At 37.7% G+C, this 20,844-nt stretch carries 13 protein-coding genes; 7 read left to right on the top strand and 6 right to left on the bottom strand.

The window, feature by feature from the left end; translation table 11 throughout:
• Positions 1 to 225: 225 nt before the first annotated feature.
• Positions 226 to 780: an O-acetyl-ADP-ribose deacetylase gene (locus M23134_RS06925; RefSeq protein WP_002694867.1), complete on the top strand. Its 555-nt coding sequence runs from the start codon at positions 226 to 228 to the stop codon at positions 778 to 780.
• Between the two features lie 121 nt (positions 781 to 901).
• Positions 902 to 2,761, top strand: a complete 1,860-nt coding sequence (locus M23134_RS37665; RefSeq protein ID WP_198144989.1) for a HAMP domain-containing sensor histidine kinase — start codon at positions 902 to 904, stop codon at positions 2,759 to 2,761.
• A 31-nt stretch (positions 2,762 to 2,792) separates the two neighbouring features.
• Here M23134_RS37665 and M23134_RS06915 read toward each other — a convergent pair whose 3' ends face one another.
• Positions 2,793 to 3,575, bottom strand: a complete 783-nt coding sequence (locus M23134_RS06915; protein WP_002694864.1) for a type III pantothenate kinase — start codon at positions 3,573 to 3,575, stop codon at positions 2,793 to 2,795.
• A 528-nt stretch (positions 3,576 to 4,103) separates the two neighbouring features.
• On the opposite strand from M23134_RS06915, the gene M23134_RS06910 reads away from it, so the two are divergent.
• Entirely contained in the window at positions 4,104 to 5,408 is a 1,305-nt protein-coding gene (locus M23134_RS06910; protein ID WP_157558376.1) for a GWxTD domain-containing protein, read from the top strand.
• 268 nt (positions 5,409 to 5,676) lie between these two features.
• Here M23134_RS06910 and sppA read toward each other — a convergent pair whose 3' ends face one another.
• Positions 5,677 to 7,449: a signal peptide peptidase SppA gene (gene sppA / locus M23134_RS06905; RefSeq protein ID WP_232296781.1), complete on the bottom strand. Its 1,773-nt coding sequence runs from the start codon at positions 7,447 to 7,449 to the stop codon at positions 5,677 to 5,679.
• Between the two features lie 121 nt (positions 7,450 to 7,570).
• On the opposite strand from sppA, the gene folK reads away from it, so the two are divergent.
• Positions 7,571 to 8,056, top strand: a complete 486-nt coding sequence (gene folK / locus M23134_RS06900; protein ID WP_002694858.1) for a 2-amino-4-hydroxy-6-hydroxymethyldihydropteridine diphosphokinase — start codon at positions 7,571 to 7,573, stop codon at positions 8,054 to 8,056.
• Positions 8,057 to 8,089: 33 nt separating this feature from the next.
• Here the strand turns inward: folK and M23134_RS06895 are convergent, their stop codons facing one another.
• Positions 8,090 to 9,070, bottom strand: coding sequence for an OmpA family protein (locus M23134_RS06895; protein WP_002694855.1), 981 nt, complete (start codon positions 9,068 to 9,070; stop codon positions 8,090 to 8,092).
• A 105-nt stretch (positions 9,071 to 9,175) separates the two neighbouring features.
• Positions 9,176 to 9,865, bottom strand: coding sequence for an archaemetzincin (locus M23134_RS37660; protein WP_002694853.1), 690 nt, complete (start codon positions 9,863 to 9,865; stop codon positions 9,176 to 9,178).
• 268 nt (positions 9,866 to 10,133) lie between these two features.
• Here M23134_RS37660 and M23134_RS06885 point away from each other — a divergent pair, with 268 nt between their 5' ends.
• Positions 10,134 to 10,640 carry a cupin domain-containing protein gene (locus tag M23134_RS06885; protein ID WP_157558375.1) on the top strand — a complete coding sequence of 169 codons (507 nt, stop codon included), beginning with the start codon at positions 10,134 to 10,136 and terminating at the stop codon, positions 10,638 to 10,640.
• Positions 10,641 to 10,715: 75 nt separating this feature from the next.
• Here the strand turns inward: M23134_RS06885 and M23134_RS06880 are convergent, their stop codons facing one another.
• Positions 10,716 to 11,030 carry a hypothetical protein gene (locus M23134_RS06880; RefSeq protein ID WP_157558374.1) on the bottom strand — a complete coding sequence of 105 codons (315 nt, stop codon included), beginning with the start codon at positions 11,028 to 11,030 and terminating at the stop codon, positions 10,716 to 10,718.
• A gap of 167 nt (positions 11,031 to 11,197) precedes the next feature.
• Positions 11,198 to 12,754: a 2-oxoglutarate dehydrogenase complex dihydrolipoyllysine-residue succinyltransferase gene (gene odhB / locus M23134_RS06875; protein WP_002694847.1), complete on the bottom strand. Its 1,557-nt coding sequence runs from the start codon at positions 12,752 to 12,754 to the stop codon at positions 11,198 to 11,200.
• A gap of 659 nt (positions 12,755 to 13,413) precedes the next feature.
• On the opposite strand from odhB, the gene M23134_RS06870 reads away from it, so the two are divergent.
• Both M23134_RS06870 and M23134_RS06865 read left to right on the top strand, forming a co-directional pair.
• The gene (locus M23134_RS06870) at positions 13,414 to 17,424 is read left to right on the top strand and encodes a SpoIIE family protein phosphatase (RefSeq protein WP_002694843.1); all 4,011 of its coding nucleotides are present in this window, start codon (positions 13,414 to 13,416) and stop codon (positions 17,422 to 17,424) included.
• Positions 17,425 to 17,531: 107 nt separating this feature from the next.
• Positions 17,532 to 20,837, top strand: a complete 3,306-nt coding sequence (locus M23134_RS06865) for a SpoIIE family protein phosphatase (protein ID WP_002694841.1) — start codon at positions 17,532 to 17,534, stop codon at positions 20,835 to 20,837.
• The last annotated feature ends 7 nt before the right edge of the window (positions 20,838 to 20,844 follow it).

Below are 20,844 nucleotides of genomic sequence, written 5' to 3'. Positions count from 1 at the left end.
TGATTTGACTGGCCACTTCTTTTACGCTATTACACTCACCCAGTATCGACTCAAAAGAAGCCTTTAAGGGTTTTAAATAATATAGTACCTTTCCGCGAACAATTTAAGAATATTTGCTTCATTGCTGATAAACAAGTAGCTTAAAAGCCAATTTTTGGGCAGGTACAAATAAATTTGTATCTTATCAACTATTCGCTCTTGTCAGTTATTTAACACTTAAAATATATGAACTCAAAAATTAGTTATAAACAAGGGGACCTAACCATTGAAGTAGTAGATGCTATTGTAAATGCAGCCAACACTTCGTTACGAGGTGGCGGGGGTGTAGATGGAGCCATTCACCGCAAAGGTGGCGAAGATATACTAAGGGATTGTTATAAAATAATTGCCCGACAAGGAGGTTGTAAAGTAGGAGAGGCAGTGATTACAACTGCTGGAAGGCTCCCTGCTAAACATATCATTCATACAGTAGGACCTACTTGGTCGGGAGGGTATAATAACGAAAAAGAATTGCTAAAGAGTGCCTACTTAAACAGCCTCAAACTTGCAGTGGCCCACGAACTTAAAACGGTGGCTTTTCCTAATATAAGCACAGGGATTTATAAATTTCCTAAACGTAAAGCCGCAGATATAGCCATCAAAACAGTCAGCGATTTTGTAGAAAGTGACGAAGGAGCAAGCCTTGAATCGGTTATTTTTGTTTGTTTTGATGAAGAAAATCTACAAATCTATAAGGATGCTTTTAAGGCAAGTAGTAATACTCAACAAAGGTTATTTTAAAGCCTTTCTTCCCCTAATTTCTCAGGCTAATTTATTGCTTATCAACACTAGTACTTTGGCTTCCTAGTAGATCAAGTACTAGTTTTACTCCTTAACTTTTATGTTGCCCAAGTTTATTTCTTTGAGATTCAAGCTTTTGACTACGTTTTTGTTTTTTAGCATTATCATCATAGTAGTTGCTAGTATAGGCTTTTGGTTTCATAGCAAAAGCAGTAAAATATCTACCATTGCTGTTAACCTTGAAAATGTGTTGGTAAATACTTTTAAGGTGATCAAGCTGGAGCAAGATTTTTTTGACTATGAAACCAACAATCCCAACTTTTATGCTCAAGGCAGTAGTAAGTACATTACAAAGCACAAAAATTTGGTAGCAGATGTTAATAAACATTTATATACACTGGTAAGCTTTGAAGAGGTGCAAGCACTCGACATAGACCAGACTGTAGTAGAAACTGAAGCCAAAAAAATTCTACACGAGTTACAAAACTATGAGACATCTTTTGATCAAATAGTACAACTTACCCGTCGTTTGGGTTTCAAAAATTACGGCATCAAAGGTGAAATGCAGCGATACACTGAGGCCTTAGAAAAGCTTACTTCACTTAATCAAATCAAGCTGTTAACCCTTAAACAATACGAGCGCGATTACCTCATACTAAAAGATATAAAATACGCCCAACAGTTAGAAAAGCTTTGCCTACAATGGCAAACAGATGTAATACTTAACCCACAAGTACGCCACAATGACAAAATTAGGGCACAACAACTACTCAGAGACTACCTAAAAACATTCAAAGAAATGGTAGCGCTCAAACAACGTATTGGAGTAGGAGCTGGCAAGGGGCTCACCCACGAGTTACGAGCTTACGCCGACAACCTTTCAAAGTTTACCCAAAACTTTGTAAGTAAAATCAATCAACGAGCAGCCAATATAAGTGCCGATTTCGAGAATATATTTATTGCAATGGTTATTGCAACAGTAGTATTGAGCATTGTTATGAGCATTTATTTTTCAACTGTGATCACTCGCCCCATTGTGGGTTTGTCTCGGTACATTAACAAAACAGTCAACAGTAATTTTTCAGAAAACCTCTCTATCAAAGAAAGTAACTCACAGGATGAAGTAGGGCAGCTTACCCGCAACTTTAATCGCATGTTGCAGGAAATGCAGCGCCAACTTACTGAAATAAGGGAGCAGTCACTTATACTGGAACACCAAAACGAAGAACTCAATAATGTAAACGAGCTATCACAAGCATCAGAAGAGCACCTCATAAAACTTAATGTAGTAAAAGACAAGTTGCTTGCAATACTATCACACGACCTACGTAGCCCCTTCAATACGATCAAAGGTTTTTTACAGGTTTTACTACACCACATCAACGGTTTTTCAAAAGACGAGATTCGGCACTTTGCCGAAGATATGGACAAGGCTGTACAACGTGTTATAGATTTATTGGAAAACCTCTTGCAATGGTCACTTGTTCAAACCGATGACTTTGAATATGTGCCAGAAGAATTTGACCTTGCCCCTGTTATTCAAGACAATGTGGTATTGTATGAAAAAGCAGCCCTTGAGAAACAAATAAGCCTGATGATTCATATTGAGCCTCAAACTTATGTAAAAGCAGATAAAAATATGCTTGATTTTGTGTTACGCAACTTATTATCTAATGCTATCAAGTTTACCTATCCCAAAAACCAAATAAACATTTATACAAAAAGAGAAGGGGACTTTATTAAGGTAAGTATTATCGATAAAGGTGTAGGAATCAAAGCAGATGCATTGGAAAAAATATTTTCGCCCGAAATTCACTTATCTACCCACGGTACTGCCAATGAAAAAGGTACTGGATTTGGACTGTTGTTATGTAAAGAGTTTGTAGAAAAAAACGGTGGACAACTTGAAATTGAAAGCGAAGAAGGGGTAGGTACCCAGGTAATGTTTCAACTACAGGCCATTGACCAACCCGAAATGTAATTGACTAAACACGCTCCCTTTCTCAACAAACTCACCCCTGTTTTTGATGCATGTACTCATTAATCAAACGTAAACCATCCATTGTCAACATTGGCTCTATAGCATCAAACTGTTGCTTGAGAGGAATAATAACCGATGACAATCCTCCTGTAGCTACTATCTTACAGTTTCCTCCTAACTCTTGGCGAATATGAGCAATCAAGTGCTCTACCAACCCCACATACCCTAGCAAAACCCCTGCTTGTAAAGCGTGTTCGGTGTTTTTTCCAATGGCAGAGTCAGGCAACTCAAGTGGAATTTCTATATCAGGCAGTTTGGCGGTGTTTTTATACAATGCATAAATAGAAGTTTTGAGCCCTGGAGCAATGGCTACACCTAAAATATTACCTTTTGTTGATATTGTAGTAAACGTAAGGGCTGTACCAAAATCAACTACAATACAATTATCTTTAAACATATCATAGCCTGCTACTGCATTTGCTACCAGGTCGGAGCCTATTTCGTGAGGCTTTTGTACACCTACCGGTAGTTGCTTAATTACCTCAGGAGTAACCACCAATGGCTCTTTGCCAAACAAATGCCATAACATATCGCGCAATACAGGAATAAGTCCTGGTACTACGCTGCTTAGCGCAATATGATTGACATCGCTGATTGCCAGATTTTGTTCAAGAAAATAGGTGCGAAGGTTCATTTCGTACTCAGAGGCACTTTTTTCGGTAATGGTTTGTAAACGCCAGTGGTACATCCATTCGTTCTGATGATAAAGCCCTAATACAATATTAGAATTACCAATGTCTACAGCTAACAACATAATTTTAAGGGGTTTTTGGTAAAGGTAACAAGAGTATATTTAAATTTCATTTTTTCACTACATAATTGTTACCCTGAGTAAGTTGCGGCATATCGACAATTTTAGTGTCGAATGTTAACAAAAGTTATCCACATTTTATATTGACTATTGTGCATAACTTTACTTGTTCCTCACTGATTGAATCAACTTTGTGTCAGTTAGCATTGTTATATATCAAGGTATACTCCTTATTATCAGCAAGTTGGAAATAGCAGCTTGATATATCGACAATTTTAGTATCGAATGTTAATAAAAGTTATCCACAATCTACACTGATTATTGTACATCACTTTTTGGTAGCCTGCTGTGCTTTTTAGTATATCTTTGTCAAGAATATACAGGCAGGTTACAAAATTTTGTAACTTGAATTTGAGTTTTGACAAAATAGGGGATTTGCCTTTTTGTATGGTCATTAAAATAGTGTGTACCCTAACCATTCATCCTGCTTACCTGTTAGATTTAAGGATAATACAACAAACCAATAATACAATGAGAAAAAGATTGCTGTTCATGTTTTTTGCCATTGTGCCTCTTTTCTTGCCCCTGCAAGGGTGTTTGCTTAGCACTGGGCAAAAAACGTCTAATAAAAAGACAACCAACTCTACCTCGAAACCCAAAGCGATTGCTACTACCCGAAAAAGACCTTCTATTGCCAAACCTATGACTATGCTACACCGGGTAATAGCAAAAGATGAACGTTTACATGTTTTTTTACAGCTTAATATCCCACGCTTAAGAAATGCTTCAAACCTGATAGAAATGCTACAGGATGTATCGTTGAAGTACGGGGTTTTGCCTAATTACCGTAGTAAAGAATTTATAGAAACCCAAACTCTCAAGCTTACTCCAGAAACAATAACCAAACAAGGAGCTGATTTTTATTACAACTTTAGCATACCCAAAAAAACAATGCCCAGTGCTGTAATGTTGATAGAAGCCAATGACAGCAAAACCGGGCAAAGAATCACTTTGGATGTACCCCTAGAGTTTGTTGTAAATAAAATACGCCAAAGCTTTAGTATTTTTGACGCCCAAGGCAAGCAACCTCTTTTTCGCAACTACTTTTTAAATAAAGCCAGCATTCAAATCAAGGACTTGGCTGGTACCAATAAAACCCTCCTTATAAAGCACTATAAGCATAACTTTAAGGCGGCTCGTCCACCTATGTCATTGTCGCGTCGTAACATTAAGAAAAAAATGGAAGTGGACAGTACATTTAAGGTACAAACTAATACTCAGTTGAACCTTAAAAAACCAGGCTTGTATATAGTACAGGCAGACACTAACCAATACTATGGCATTAGTTTTATTGTAGCCGAACACCGTTACCCTAAATTTAGCAAAATAGTAGACTTGATAGATCCATTGACATACATTACTACCAAAGGTGAGTTGAACAAGCTCAAGCAATCGTCGGAAAAGAAAAAAGATTTAGACAGGCTTTGGCTTGAGCTTATGTCGGGCAACATAAAGGTAGCCAAACGAAGCATTCGTGAATATTACCGCCGGGTAAAACTTGCCAACAAGTTTTTTACTACTTATAAACCAGGTTGGAAAACTGATAAGGGAATGGTTTTTATTGTGTTTGGCAACCCTACCAGAGTAGTGCGTACCCGTAATAAAGAGATGTGGACTTATGCCCAAAGTGCCAGTTTCTCAGACATCCATTTTACATTTTTACGCAACCCTAATCAATTTGTAGACAACCATTACACTTTGGTGCGTTACCCCGAATATGAGCAGGTGTGGTACCCCAAAATAGAACAATGGCGGGAAGGTAAAATAGGGTCATAAACGGTGCTTAGTAAAACTACAAAAATAACCTAATTCATTGAACTTCATCTCTGAGCGTTGTGCTTCTTCAAAAATTTACCCTGTAAGGGACTTCCATGGCTAAGGCTACGCAAAGTTTTTTTTCATCGTTCAATCAAAGGTTCTGCAAAGCGGAACAAACAGATACAGTCTTCTTTTGAATTACTTTATTTTTTAGTAGCTCTGACTAAATTCCTAAAAGAAAAGTAACAAGCCACAAGCAAAAAACACCTGGTGGCTTGTTGCTTGCTTATTTTATCACAATATCATAAGGCAAACGTGCCTGAACTTGTGGGGTTTCTTTGATTTTTTTGAGTATTTCAAGGTAAGGGTATAACTCTCCCAACTCTTGTTTTAACATCCGTTGCCGGGCTTTTACCGATACTCCTAAGTTATCCTTAATTTTATCTATGAGAGGCTTTTCTACAGGCAAAAACCATAATCTATAGTCTTTTTTGCTAAGTTTTGCTTTTTTTGCTGCAATTGCCAACGCATCGTTAAAACTACCCAAAACATCTACTAAACCATTTTGTTTGGCTTCGTTGCCTGCCCACACCCTACCTGATGCAACACTTTTGAGTTCAGCTAACGACATACCACGGTCCTTGGCAGCCTTGGAAGTAAAAGATTCATAACCTCTTTCTATGCTACGTTGCAAAATCTGGCGGTCGGCTTCAGTAAACGGGTAAGAAGGGTCACCCAAAGCCGAAAACTTGCCAGTATTTACATAGTCATTGGTAATGCCCAACTTATTTTTTTGAAACGCCGCAAGGTTAAAGTAAATACTAAAAATGCCAATAGACCCCGTAATAGTATTAGGCTGAGCCACTATAGTGTCACACGCCATTGCTATATAATACCCTCCCGAAGCTGCTACATCAGACATAGAAGCAATTACAGGTTTTACCTTTCGGGTAAGATGAATTTCACGCCACATTATATCAGAAGCCAAGGCACTACCACCAGGTGAATTTACTCTCAAAACAATGGCCTTTACACTTTTGCTTTTTCGTGCTCTCCGCAAAGCTTTTACTATTTTGGCAGCACCTACAATGCCATCCCTCCCATTGCCCGAACGAATCTCTCCATCGGCAACAATTACAGCAATGCGGTGGTTAGATTTTTTTTGCTGCTTTTCCCATTCGGTTTCTACTTCACGGTACTTGCTCAGCCTCACCCATTTTATTTTTTGATTTTCGTTTAAGTCAAGCCGCTGCTTCACCTCTGCCTCCAGCTCGTCATAATAACCTATTTTAGTAATCAATTGATACTTAAGTGCGTCTGCTGGACTTTGTACCAAGCCACTGTCTGATGCCTGAGTAAGCCGAGCAAGAGATACTTTACGGGAAGTGGCAATATCTTTTAAGTATAAATCATAAATACTATTGAGGTAAGACTCGGTTTGTCTTCGGCTTGCTTCACTCATTTTATCAGTCATATAGGGCTCCACAGCACTTTTATAAGTACCTACCCTGAAAATCTCTGGTTTTATGTCTAATTTATCAAAAGCTCCTTTGTAAAATGTACGTTGTGCACTCAACCCATTGAACTCAAGCGATCCCGTAGGGTTCAGGTAAATTTTATTGGCAACAGAGGTCAAGTAATAAGCGCCTTCGCTGAGGTATTCGCCATAAGCCCAAACAAACTTTTTGCTCTGCTTAAAATCATTCAAAGCCTCTCTTAACTCTTTTAATGAAGCAAAACCAGCCCCTATACTTTGCAAATGCAGCACTATGCCAGCAATGTTAGGATCATTTTTAGCTTTTTCTATGTTATGCAAAATTCCCATCAAACCTGTGCCATCAACCACCGGATTCAAAGGATTGTCAAGGCTAGGTACAGGGTTATCTATGTCTAGTTCGGTAATATTACCATTTAACTTAAGCAACAATACACTCTTTTGGTCAGTAGTGATAGTACTGCTACTACTTACAAGGGTAAATATGAAAAAAATGACCAGCCCGGTAAACAAACTAATACCAACGAATGTAGCTAAGACATTACCTAAAAATCTACGAATCATAATCTTTAAATTTGGATGACTATCAATGGTTGTAAACAAAAATAGAAAAAAACAAACAGAGTTAATTTAAGATAGCAATAGCAATATTAACTTTGCCCAATAAATTACAATTAATTGTTTTATGTCTATTACTTATTTATTGCTGGGAACCAACCTAGGAGACAAAACCCAAAACCTACATACAGCCATACAAATGCTGACAAGCCAAGCAGGCAGGGTACAAAAACACTCGGCTATTTATGAAACAATGCCTTGGGGCATAGCAGATCAACCCGTGTTTTATAATCAGGTATTGGCAATCAATACTTCTCTGGAAGTAAGGGAGTTGCTAAGGGTAACCCAAAGCATAGAGGCAGCCATGGGGCGGCAAAAATACAGGAAATGGGGTGAACGACTAATTGATATTGATATTTTATACTATGATCAAATGATGCTAGAGAGCGAGGATTTGAATGTACCACACAGCCAAATTGCTCTCCGCAGATTTACTTTAACACCTTTGGTAGAAATAGCTCCTTTGCTGGTACATCCAGTATTACAACTTACCCAAACCCAATTGTTGGCACAATGCCCTGATAAACTTGAGGTAAAAAAAGTAACACATTAAAGCCTTATAGGTACTTTAGACAGTCAAATTATATTACTGCTTGCGTTTGGGAGCATTAATTAGTTGAATTTCAATGCCTTTTTTTGCCTGGCTAGTTTTTACACCAAATGTATTTACCTCAATGCGTGCCGGATCAATGCCTCGGTTGATGAGTTGTTCTACCATAGTGCGCCCCCTTGCCGACGCCAACATCCAACGCCCTGCATCTATTCCATTTCTGACCGGAACAGCAATTGCCAGGCGAACTTTGACAGAGCTTTTGAGGGTTTTTGCCAACCTTACCAAAATATTTTGCCCTAGCGATGAAATCGCAGTTGTGCCCTTGGTAAATAATACTCCCCTACGACAATTAATTTGCACTCCTTTGCTGTTACTGGTTACCGCCATTCCTTTAGAGTTAACTTCATAAAGGAGTGATTTCACGTTTTCGAGGGTAACTTGTAACACAGGGCGAAACCTGATTTTAGGTAATACATCATTTACTTTGTAGCCAAAATAAGCCAAGGTATTCCCTTTTTTTACCCATTGCCCTGGTTTGTTGCAGCTATAATCAACAAACTCATAATCTTCGGGTAGTACCCACACATAAGTAAGCTGTTTGTAATATCTAACAGTAGTAGATAAGCCATAATGTCTCCCTCCTAGCCTTGGTATAGAATCAAACCTAAAGGTAAAAATACCTTCTTTATTTACCTTCAACTCTTTGTCAGTGAAACGTTCTTCGCTCATTAAGGCAAAGTTTCCGGTAGGAAACATAATCTTCTTATAGCGAGAGGTTTCACCAATACTGTATTTTTCAGGGTTGATGTAAAGGTATTTTTTTGCAATGTTGGTAGACTTAGGCAATATTTTGGAAAAAGCACCAAAGTTAGAGCGGGTAGTAGTATACAACAAATAATCTTGCGCATTGGGTTTGATATACAAGATGTCTTCCCGAACAAACTGGGCATATGCATCAACCAATGTGGTGCATAAGCATACTAAAGTGAGTAAGGCTACACGTTTTACTATCATAAGGAAAAAAGGTTGGATGAAAAACAGTTACTAAAAATACCTTTTCGTTGGATGCTTTCAAAGATATACCCCTATAAATCCATCATTCCATTACTTTCTTACTAATTACTCACCAGGAAAACCCAGCAAAAACTTAGCTTTCATTATATTTTTACAATTATGGCAAAGGCTTTCTGGTTCGGTATCTATAGTCACCATTGTTTCACGAGCACTTTGCATTACACACTGACGACTGGGACAATGGTCAAGACCAAAGTTATGCCCTAACTCATGAATGGCTACTTTTCGCAAACGAGTACGCATCAATTGTAGGTTAGCATAACGATGCAACCTAAAGGTAGATACAATACAGCTAGAACCAGGAAGATAGCCCAAACCAAAAATCCCCCAATCGGTATACAACCACTTAGGCTTTTTGTCTTTAGTAACTGAAATATCTTGATTAGTAAGTCCTATTATATAATCAAAATCATTGGATTTGGTACGCCTCAAGTATGCAATCAGGCTATCAGCTCGATAGCGAACAGGGAGTCTTAAGTGGTACTTTTTAAGAATATGGGTGTTTTTGGCATGTGGTGGTAATGTTATCAAAGGCAAGACAGTTACTTGAATACCATAGTAACGCTCAATGCCTTTTTTTACTTCTTTAACTGAAGCATCATCAATGCCCAAAAACGGTTGAATCGCTACCTTAGGAATGATGAGTGGAGTAACAAAAATATAATTTTTATATATTAACCAGATTCCAGCAACCAATAATAACAAAACAGCAAAGTAAAGAATGATCCTTTTCATAGTATGTATTTTTTTTAGAAAAAGACCAGTTTTTATTGAAGGAGTTGCAAATGGTTTTGACGCTTGTGCACTGAAAAGGAGGAGGACTTAAGACTTATATTTTTAAGGATAAAGCAGTGCCTGGTTGACTTCGCCAAGCAAAAAAATCATCATTTTTAATTCTAAATACCAACTTTGAAACACACATTTAATTTTATGACAGAAAATTTGGGAAAGCAAACATAAGATGAGCAACTTTGGGGTATTTATAGACTTAAATCTATTAGCAATGCCTCACAACGCACAATACTTTATCGACCAGTTAGGTATGACTCCTCACCCAGAAGGAGGTTATTACAAAGAAACTTATCGTTCTGAAGAAATTTTTTCACAAGAAGCACTTCCCGAAAGGTACCCAAGCAAGCGCTGTCATGTCACCAGCATTTATTTTTTGTTAGAAACTAAAGAGTTTTCAACGTTTCACCGTTTACGCACCACCGAGCTATGGCACTTTCATACAGGTACCGCCCTAGAACTACACATGATAGATGCTGACGGCAACCTGACTACCCAACACATTGGCAGTGATATAGCCAATGGTGAGTTGTTACAAACGGTGATTCCTACTGGATCGTGGTTTGCTATCAGAGTAATTGCGCCTGATAGTTTTGCCTTGATAGGCTGTACAGTAGCCCCAGGATTTGAGTTTGAAGACTTTGAACTTGCCAAGAGAGAGGAACTTATCAAACTATACCCACAACACACACAAGTAATTACCCAATTTACCCGGTCTTAGCTATGTAAAAAAAGCCTGTAAGAAAGGTTCTTACAGGCTCATTAAACTCTTTATTTATATTTGGAGTACCGGAGCTTATCTAAGCAACCAGGCTAACAAAATCATTCCTAATGGGTAAACCCAGGCAATAATGCCACTGGTTATTGATGTTTTGTAGTTTAGATCACTGAAAGATTTCCACGAACGTCGTACATGACGCAAGCTAATAAGTACATATCCAACAAGAGCCACACTACTAAAAATACCTGGACCTGTTAGAATGGTACCTGCAGTAAGTAAGCTATAAAATAACATACCTACAAAGTACACAAAGAAAACAGATGAAACAATGAATGCCAAAGTGTTGAAACTCATCATTTTGCGGGCATTCTTATGCGATTCGCTACTCATAATATTAGGTTTTGGTTTATGAATGTTTTGATAAATATAACGATTTTTAGAGTCAAAAAGGTTACGTTTTACAAAAAAATCGTTAATAAACAACTTATTGTTGTGAAAAAACAAAAGCCTGCTCAGCAAATGTTGAACAGGCTTTTGTATATCTTAAAAAACGTGCTTTATACGCCAAACATTAATCTTTCGGGCTCTTCGAGCAATTGTTTTAATCTTACCAAAAAGGTTACGGCCTCGCGTCCGTCTATAATTCGGTGGTCGTAAGACAAGGCAAGGTACATAATCGGTAATATTTTCACTTCACCATTTACAGCCATTGGTCGGTCTACAATATTGTGCATTCCTAAGATGGCCGATTGCGGTGCGTTGATAATAGGCGTAGACAACATAGAACCAAATACCCCTCCATTGGTAATGGTAAACGTCCCTCCTTGCATCTCTTCGATAGACAACTTATTATCACGAGCCTTGAGTGCCAAGTCTTTAATGCCTTGCTCTATGCCTTGAAAACTCAAGCTCTCAGCGTTGCGTAACACAGGTACTACCAAGCCCTTGGGTGCTGATACAGCCACCGAAATATCACAAAATTCGTTATAAACGATTTCGTTGCCGTCTATCATCGCATTTACTCCTGGAATCTCTGTCAATGCAGCACAACAAGCCTTTACAAAAAAGCCCATAAACCCTAAACCTACACCGTACTTTTCTTTGAACTGCTCTTTGTACTTAGCTCGTAAGTCTTTGATAGGTTGCATGTTTACCTCATTGAAAGTAGTAAGCATGGCGGTTTCATTCTTTACAGACACCAAACGGCGAGCAACTGTTTTACGAAGCGGTGACATACGCTTACGGTTTTGGTTGCGGCTACCTGGTGCAGGTGCGGACACAGTAGCTTTGGGTGCTGCAGTTTCTTTTTTGTTTTGGGCAGGAGCCTCAGCTTTAGGCTTCTTCTTTTGAGCATTCATGGCATCTTCTTTCGTGATGCGTCCTCCTACACCAGTACCTTTTACATCAGCAGGATCAATGCCTTTTTCAGCAAGTATTTTGCTTGCTGCAGGTGATGGATGCCCAGCTGCCGACGAAGTTTCAATGTTATTTGCACCAGCATCTGACGAAGGTTTTGATGCAGTACCATTGCTTACGGGTGCTTCGGTTACTTTGATAGTACAAATTAAATCACCCACATTCAAGGTTTCGCCTTCTTTTGCCACCATTTGTAATATACCAGTAGCCTCAGCGGGCAATTCTTGAGCTGCCTTGTCGGTTTCTACCTCACATATAGGCTCATCCAAAGTAACAAAATCTCCATCTTCTTTCAACCAAGCTCCAATCATTACCTCAGTAATAGACTCTGCCAGTTCAGGTACACGCATTTCTACCTCTTTGCCAGTGGTAGTGGGTGCATCGGTAGTAGTAGCAATTTTAGTAGCAGTATTGTCAGACGCATTAGCCGCAGTTTTTGAAGAACCAGCCGAAGAACCATTTTCGCTTGCTTCGATACGACATATAACATCACCCACATTCACTGTTTCGCCTTCAGGAACCATAATACGAAGAATTCCTGCTGATTCGGCGGCAAGTTCCTGAGCAGCTTTGTCAGTCTCTACCTCACAAATCATTTCATCAAGTTCTACGTAGTCTCCATCCTGTTTCAACCATTGCGAAATAACAACTTCTGTGATAGATTCCGCCAAATCAGGAATTTTCATTTCTACGGCCATAATATTTTTCCTTTCAATTTATTTTTAAATTATAGGATCGATTCTGTATTTTGAGTAAATAATGTTGCCATAATAATTTCTACATTTTAATTATAATGATATAACTAAACCTGATGACTTTATTTTAGCACATTTCATATGTAGTAAAAGAATAAAGATTTGGTGTTGTTAATGTTCCAAATATCTATATTATGTTGGCTAATTTAAACATTTTTTTTGGTTATTCCACAACTACCAAATATCTGTATTTTTGAGTAGCTGGTTTGCTCACAAAAGTAGTATATCTTATTTCTTTTTGGAACTTTACCTTAGTTATTTGCTGTAACATTTGACACAACTTATTTATGTTTTTTTGGGTACCTATATTATATCTTGTATTTTTCAATACATAACTAACAAGTACTTTGCATTTTTTATCAAAAACTGGCTCTTTTTAGCTTGTTTTTTGTGTAAAAACAAGTTTGCTAACCTAAATTATATGCTACTTTAAAATTACCAGCATTCAGGGAATTATTTGGGCATATTCTATTCGCCAGACAGACTGTATTACAATTACACAAAACCCTGACCTACATACAGTCATTTGTTATACAAAGCAAATCCTCACCCAGTCAATTGATAAATTATAGCCCAAAAACAACAAGTACATTTATTCGATTATGATTACACGTTACCTTTTTTTATTTGCTTGTTTACTATCAACCATTCAATCTTCTTATTGTTGGGCACAGGTCAAAAACAAAGGACTACCTTTTATTAAAAATTATACTACAGATGATTACCACGCCCACGACCAGAACTGGTATATCGGTCAAGATAAACGAGGAATTATTTATGTAGGCAACTCTTCAGGCTTGCTAGAGTTTGATGGGGTAAAGTGGCGTTTGCTGGAAATACCTAATAAATCAACCACAAGAAGCGTGAAGATGGGGCAAGATGGGATAATGTATGTAGGTGCACAAAATTTTATTGGTTATGTAGACACAGATTCTACTGGCAAAACCTATGTAGCTTCGCTTATGAACCAAGTTCCTAAAGATGTTGCCGGATTTAAAGACATTTGGGATATGGTGGTAACTAACGAAGGAGTAATATGCCGTAGCCGTTCAGCATTGTTTGTTTTGAAAGATAAAAAATTAAAAGCAATTCGCCCTAAAAAGAGATTTACTACACTTTGCCTGATCAACAACCAAGCACACTTTAGAGACTTTAAAGTAGGTACATTCAAACTGGTGCAGGGTAAGCTAGTGAAAGTGCCTCAGTTTAACAAAAAAATACCAATGGAAGGATTTCCGTTTGGTAAAAACAAAAGTTTGCTCAACATATTCACACAATTATATATTTACAATGGGGATACCCTTACCCCTTTTGCTCCTCATATCAAACAATTCTTATTGGACAAAGAGCTGTACTGTTCCACTCAAATAGATGATAACCATTATGCTTTTGGCACTTCAAGTGCAGGCATTGTTATTTTAAATAAGGCTGGGCAGGTAGTACAACATATTCATAAAGGCAATGGACTACAAAGCAACTCAGTGTATAATTTATATATAGATCATCACCATAATTTGTGGGCAGGGCTTGCTAAAGGAATTGCTTTTATCGAACTCAATTCACCGTTTAGTGTATTAGACGCTTCGTCAGGATTGGAAGGCTCTACCTATTACACTTATGTGCATCAAAACAAGCTATTGACAGGTACTTCCCAAGGATTTTTTTATAAAAACTGGCTTCATTATGAAAACCCTTTGAAAGACTCGATTCGCTTTAAAACCATTCCGAATTTGGTGAATCAAACGTGGCAATTTAAAACTTTCAAAAACCAACTCTTGGCCGCCTTCAATCCAGGTATTTTAAAGTTTAATACTCTCCAAAAACCCGTCAAAGTTCAAGCCTTGAAAAAGACGAATGGTAATATGTGGACTATAATCTCTTTGAACAAGCAGCCTAACTTGTTGATGGCTGGCGGTAAAAGGGGGTTGATTTTACTGGAGTGGAAAGACAAACAATGGCAGGTAAAAAACGTGATCAAGGGATTTTCAAAAAACTCGCGTTATATACAAGAAGGAAAAGCAGGTACTGTCTGGGTAAGTAGTGACCAACACGGTATCTATAAACTCACGCTTAATACACCACTTGATAGTATAGTAAATATTAAGTTTTATGACAAAACCAAGGGACTCCCTGCCAATACCTATAACCGTTTGTTTAAAGTAAATGGTGAAAACATGTTTGCTACCGAAAATGGGGTATACTTATATGATGAAACCCAAGACAAAATGGTGAGAGAAACCAAGTTAAACAAGTTAATTGGTGATCACAAAATGTTGGTTTATCTACGCAACGACGCCCAACAAGGAATTTGGTATGTGGCGCATAAAGAGGCAAAAGACAAATACCTGGAAGTGGGTTTGCTACAAAAACAAGCCAATGGTAGCTACAAAAAAATAACCAATCCTTTCAGAAAATTGCGTGGCTCGTTTATAGAAAAACTTGCCCCCCATTTGAACCCAATAGATGACAAAAATGTATTGTTTGCCACCAAGGAAGGGGTGATTCATTATGCCCCTCAAAAACCCCGTATAAAACAACCTTTCAAAGTATTGTTACGCGAAATATCTCTTACTGGTGCAAAAGATTCTATAATATTTGGAGGTACCTTCGCCAATGCACAGGGGCAAATGACAAGCCTGCCCAAACAGGAGTATCAGTACCCCATATTTAAATACACTTATAATAGTTTTAGGTTTAATGTAAGCAGTACCTTTTATGCTGATAACCACAAAAACGAGTTTCGTTACCGCCTGGCAGGACTAGACAAAGAGTGGTCGCCATGGACTAAGGAGACTTATAAAGAATATACCAACTTAAGAGAAGGGAGTTATATATTGCACATTCAAACCCGTAACCTATACCAAGAAAAAAGCCCAGTGTTTACCTACAGTTTCCAAATACTCCCTCCCTGGCACCGTACCATTTGGGCTTATACAGGGTATACATTCGTGAGCATCATATTGATAGGTGTTACCATCAAACTATATACTCGAAGGTTGGAGCAACAAAAAGATAAACTGGAAAAAACAGTGGAAGCCCGTACTGCAGAGATTCGCCATAAGAACGATGAAATCTTGCTAAAAAACTCAGAACTTGAGCAACAAAAAGAAGAGATACAGATACAAGCTGAAAACCTCAAAGAAGCCAATACTGCTATTGAACATAAAAATTCGGCACTGGAACAACAAAAAGAAGAAATACAGATACAAGCTGAAATCCTGAAAACAGTCAACAATGAATTGGTAAGTAAAAGTGATGAAATAGAGCAAGCTTATCAGAATGTAAAACTATTGAGTGAAATAGGGCAAGAAATCACTTCAAAACTATCGTTAAGCCAGATAGTAGAGACTGTGTATAATAATGTAAATAACTTGATGGATGTTGCAGAGTTTGGGATAGGCTTATATGATCCAAAAGCACACACGATTACTTTTAACGACTATATACATTTAGGCGAGAAAATGCCCCAACTGACAGTACCTGCTACCGATGAAAACAGGTTTGGAGTGCTGTGTGTACTTCGCCAAAAAGAAATTATAGTGAATGACGTGTACAAAGAGTATCACAATTATGTGGAGTCGTTGGACAGTTATCGACAAGATGAACTGTTAAATGCTTTCATTTGTATACCACTTATTGTCGAACAAGAAGTAATTGGCTTGGTAAGTGTACAAAGTTTGCAAAGTAACGTATATACAAATTATCACCTCAACTTGTTACGTAACCTTGCAGTATATATTACCATAGCATTACAAAATACGGATAGTTATACTAAAATAGAGTTACAAAAGTTTAAAATAGAAACCCAAAACCAAGAAATTACAGCCAGTATCCGTTATGCACAAAAAATCCAAGCAGCCATTTTGCCCAGCAGCAAAAGCTTTGAAAAAGTTTTTACTGATCATTTTATCATCTACGAACCCAAAGACATTGTTTCTGGCGACTTTTATTGGATGAGCCATGTAAAGAAACGTGTCATAATTGATGATATCCCTTCTTTTGAAGTATATAGTTTTGTGGCAGCTGTAGACTGCACCGGACACGGAGTACCAGGGGCTTTTATGAGCATGATAGGCAGTAGATTATTGAGCGAAATAGTCAATGAAAAGAAGGTTTTTGATCCCAAAAAGATCATATCTAAAATACAAGAGGGCATTCGTAAGGGTTTGCATCAGAAAGAATCAGATAATAATGATGGCATGGATATATGCTTGTGTAGGGTGCAATATATAGATGATTCGGACAAGGTAGAGCTAATATACAGTAACGCCAAACGTCCGTTGTATTATACACATCAAAAAAAGTTGCATCAAATCCAAAGAAATCGTTTTTTTATTGGTGGTTGGATACCTAAGCAAATAGCCCAAGAGTTAGAGAATCACACGGTTCAACTCAAACGCACTGATATACTTTATTTGAGTAGTGATGGATTTGTAGATACACCTAATAACAACCGTAAATCTTTTGGAACCAAGCAATTCATTACGTTGTTAGAAGAAATCATGCATGAACCATTAAATGTACAACGTACGCGGTTGTTGAAAGCCAAAACTGAATACCAAGAAGAGGCAGACCAACGCGATGATATTGTAATATTGGGCATTCAGCTATAGCACTCCTTACCTGTTGTGTACTTTGCAAGGCAGCTGCTTTGTTATAAAATTAACTATAACTCACGCCAAGGGCTCTCTTTGGCTTACACGACTATACTATATGCACTATGATGAAACTGTTCTTAATTATCAATGTTTTACTTGTTTATGCCGCTACTGTCTCTCAGGCGCAAACTCCCTACGTGACCAAACACCTACCTAAAGACTATAAAGGAGGATACCAGAGTTGGGCGTTGACGCAAGATAAAACAGGCATGGTGTATGTGGGCGATAACTTTGGAATTCTACAATATGATGGTAAAGAATGGCGTAAATTCCCAATAAAGAATAAAGGTTTTGTCTTTGCTATTGGTTATTACCAAGACACCCTATTTGTGGGCTCCAACAATGAATTAGGCTATTTGGGGTACGACTCTACCGGACAAAACCGCAAATATGTATCCTTGATTCCATCTATTCCTAAAGAACAGAGAAAATTTAAAACGATTCGAACTATTTTACCTCTGGACAAAGGCGTTGCTTTTATAGATTGGTTTAAAAAAGCATTGATTTATCAAAATGGCAAGTTTACTTATGTAGATCCTGATGATTCAACAATTTATAATAAGGGACAATTTGCCCCCATTGCTAAAAAAGGCAAACAAGTCTTTCATTTTAACAATAATATATATGCACAAGCTGGAAGTGATTTATTTGCTTGGAATGGAAAAAAACTAGTAAAAACTAACCTCCTTCAAGGAGTAAAAAACCTGCCTGATATATGGCGTATAATAAACTATAGCCAAGACACTTTGCTTGCGTTTGATGCCAAAACTCATCAAATGCGTTGGTTATACCTAAAAAACGGCAAATTTCAGAGAGAAGAAGCTTTTACAACTGAACTCGACAATGTTTTTGCCAAATTAAACACGACTTTTGTTATTTATTATTTCAAGGTGCTGAACAATGGCTCTATTGCGCTTACCATCAAAAACAAAGGATTGTATGTATTAGGCAAAGATGGTAAAATTCAACGTTTTATTGCTTCTAATCGAGATACTCCCACCCTTTTAATCTACAATTTTGATTTTGATAAAGAAGGTAATATATGGACCTTGGGTGAAAAAGGAATTGGGCAAATCCATAATAATAGCTCTTTTACCTATTGGGACAAAAGGCACGGCTTTTCCGGGCAAATTCTAAGGATGACCTATCATAACCAAAGGCTCTATGTGGGTACTATGAATGGGCTTTCATTCTTGAACAAACAAGGTCGTTTTGAAGAAGTAAAAGGAATCAAAGATGGAGTATGGGACTTTTTGGAACACCAAGGCAGGTTTTATGTGGCACATACCGGTACTATTTATGAAATGAAAAATGGAAAGCCTGAAAGGATTGTAGATCAAGCTTATACACAAACACTTGTAGCACTAAAAAACGCCCCTTCTAAACTGATGATAGGTACTTATAACCAGGGATTATTTTTGATGGCTCAGAAAAAAGGGAAATGGATAAAGAAAAAAGTAAAAGGCGAAAAAGTAACGGCAAAAATATACTCTATTATAGAAGATAAAGATGAAAGTTTATGGATTCACGATTTCCAGTTAGGTATTTTTAGGGTATGGCTCAATGCCGCAAAAGATAGTGTGGTAAAGCAAGTAGTATATACAGCCAAGGATGGCTTACCTTCTACTGCAGCCAATATAGTGTTTCGCTTAAAAAACGGTCAGCTAATTTTTGGTACAACAGATGGCATATATGCATTTGACCGGGCAAAAAAACGTTTTCATCCTCACCCTATTTTACATGCTTACACCAAAGGCAAACAAGTATATTACATATATGAAACAAGAAAGGGGAATTTATTTATCCAGATAAAAAAACCTGATAAAGTCGAGTTGGCCATGCTAAAAGCAACCTCTAACAACGGATATACACTCGTAGAAAAACCTTTCAGAGCTATACAAACTTCACTTGATAGTGAAGCTATCATAGAGTTAACAGACGGACGGGTGGCAATAGCCAAAGACCAAACTATGATATTATATGATGACCAATGGAAAAAGAGTCCTCCCAACACTTATCAAACCATTATCAGGAAAGTATTCATTAATAATGATTCTCTTCTTTTTACTGAAAACAGCCTACATTCTGTCTCTCTTGATTATCAGTTCAACACGCTTAGGTTTGATTACGCTTCTTTGTTTTATGAACATAGCAACCAAAACCAGTATCAGTTCAGGTTAAAAGGTTTTCAAGAAAAATGGTCTAAATGGAGCATAGAACGCAATACTAATTATACCAATTTGCCCGAAGGTAATTATGTTTTTGAAGTAAGGGCTAAAAATGCGCATGGTGACCTAAGCAAGTTGGCACGTTTCGAGTTCAAGGTTTACCCTCCCTGGCACCGCACTTGGTGGGCTTATACCTTGTATGTGGTATGTGCAATATTATTTGTATTAATCGTTTTACGCATCAATGCAAGTCGGTTGCTTAAACAAAAAGCCAGCCTTGAAAAAAAGGTGCAACAACGTACTGTTGAGCTTCAGCATAAACAAGAAGAGATTATGGTACAACACGAAGAGCTCCAGCAACAACACGAAGAAATTACCGCTCAACGTGACTTTATTGAAAAAAAAAACCAACAGCTTTATCAGAAAAACCTTCAGGTAAAAAAGAGTATAGAGGCAGCCAAGCTTATTCAAGATGCTATTTTGCCTTTTAATGACAGAATGCAAGGAATATTTAAAAACTATTTTGTGCTTTTTCGTCCACGTGACATCGTATCGGGAGATTTTTATTGGGCAGATAAAACTAAAGATGGCAAGGATATAAGGCTAGTAGCCGCTATAGATTGTACCGGACACGGGGTGCCAGGAGCTTTTATGAGTATGATGAGTTATACTTTGCTGAATGAGATTGTACACCAAAAAAATATTATTCAACCTGCCCAAATATTAGAAACACTAAAATCTGAGTTAAAGCACGCCCTACAACGAGAAAAAACGGGTAATCAATCAGGAATGGACATGGCGCTGTGCAATATTCAATACTTGCCTGATGGCACTGTAAAGGTTGTTTTTGGTGGTGCCAAACGCCCTATGTATTACATTAAAAGTGATAGTCAAGAGTTTGGTGAAGTCAAAGGTAGTAGAATTTCTATTGGCATAGTTCCCAGAAACCATCAGGTTTTTGAAGAGCACACACTTACCTTACACAAAAATGATTTAATATTTTTGACCACTGACGGGTATAGTGATCAGAACAATGTAGCCAGAAAAAGTTTTGGCTCACAAAAACTCAAAAAACTCCTGGCTTCGCAGGCTTTGAAACCAATGTCCGAACAACAACGAGTGCTAGAAGAAAACCTGGATGAATATATGCACCAAACAAGTCAAAGAGATGACATTTTGGTGGTAGGGATAAAATTATAAAACCCCA

This window comes from Microscilla marina ATCC 23134, from assembly GCF_000169175.1.
Classification (GTDB): domain Bacteria; phylum Bacteroidota; class Bacteroidia; order Cytophagales; family Microscillaceae; genus Microscilla; species Microscilla marina.
Note: the sequence above shows the minus strand (reverse complement) of the source record. Positions and strands in the feature narration are given on the sequence as shown.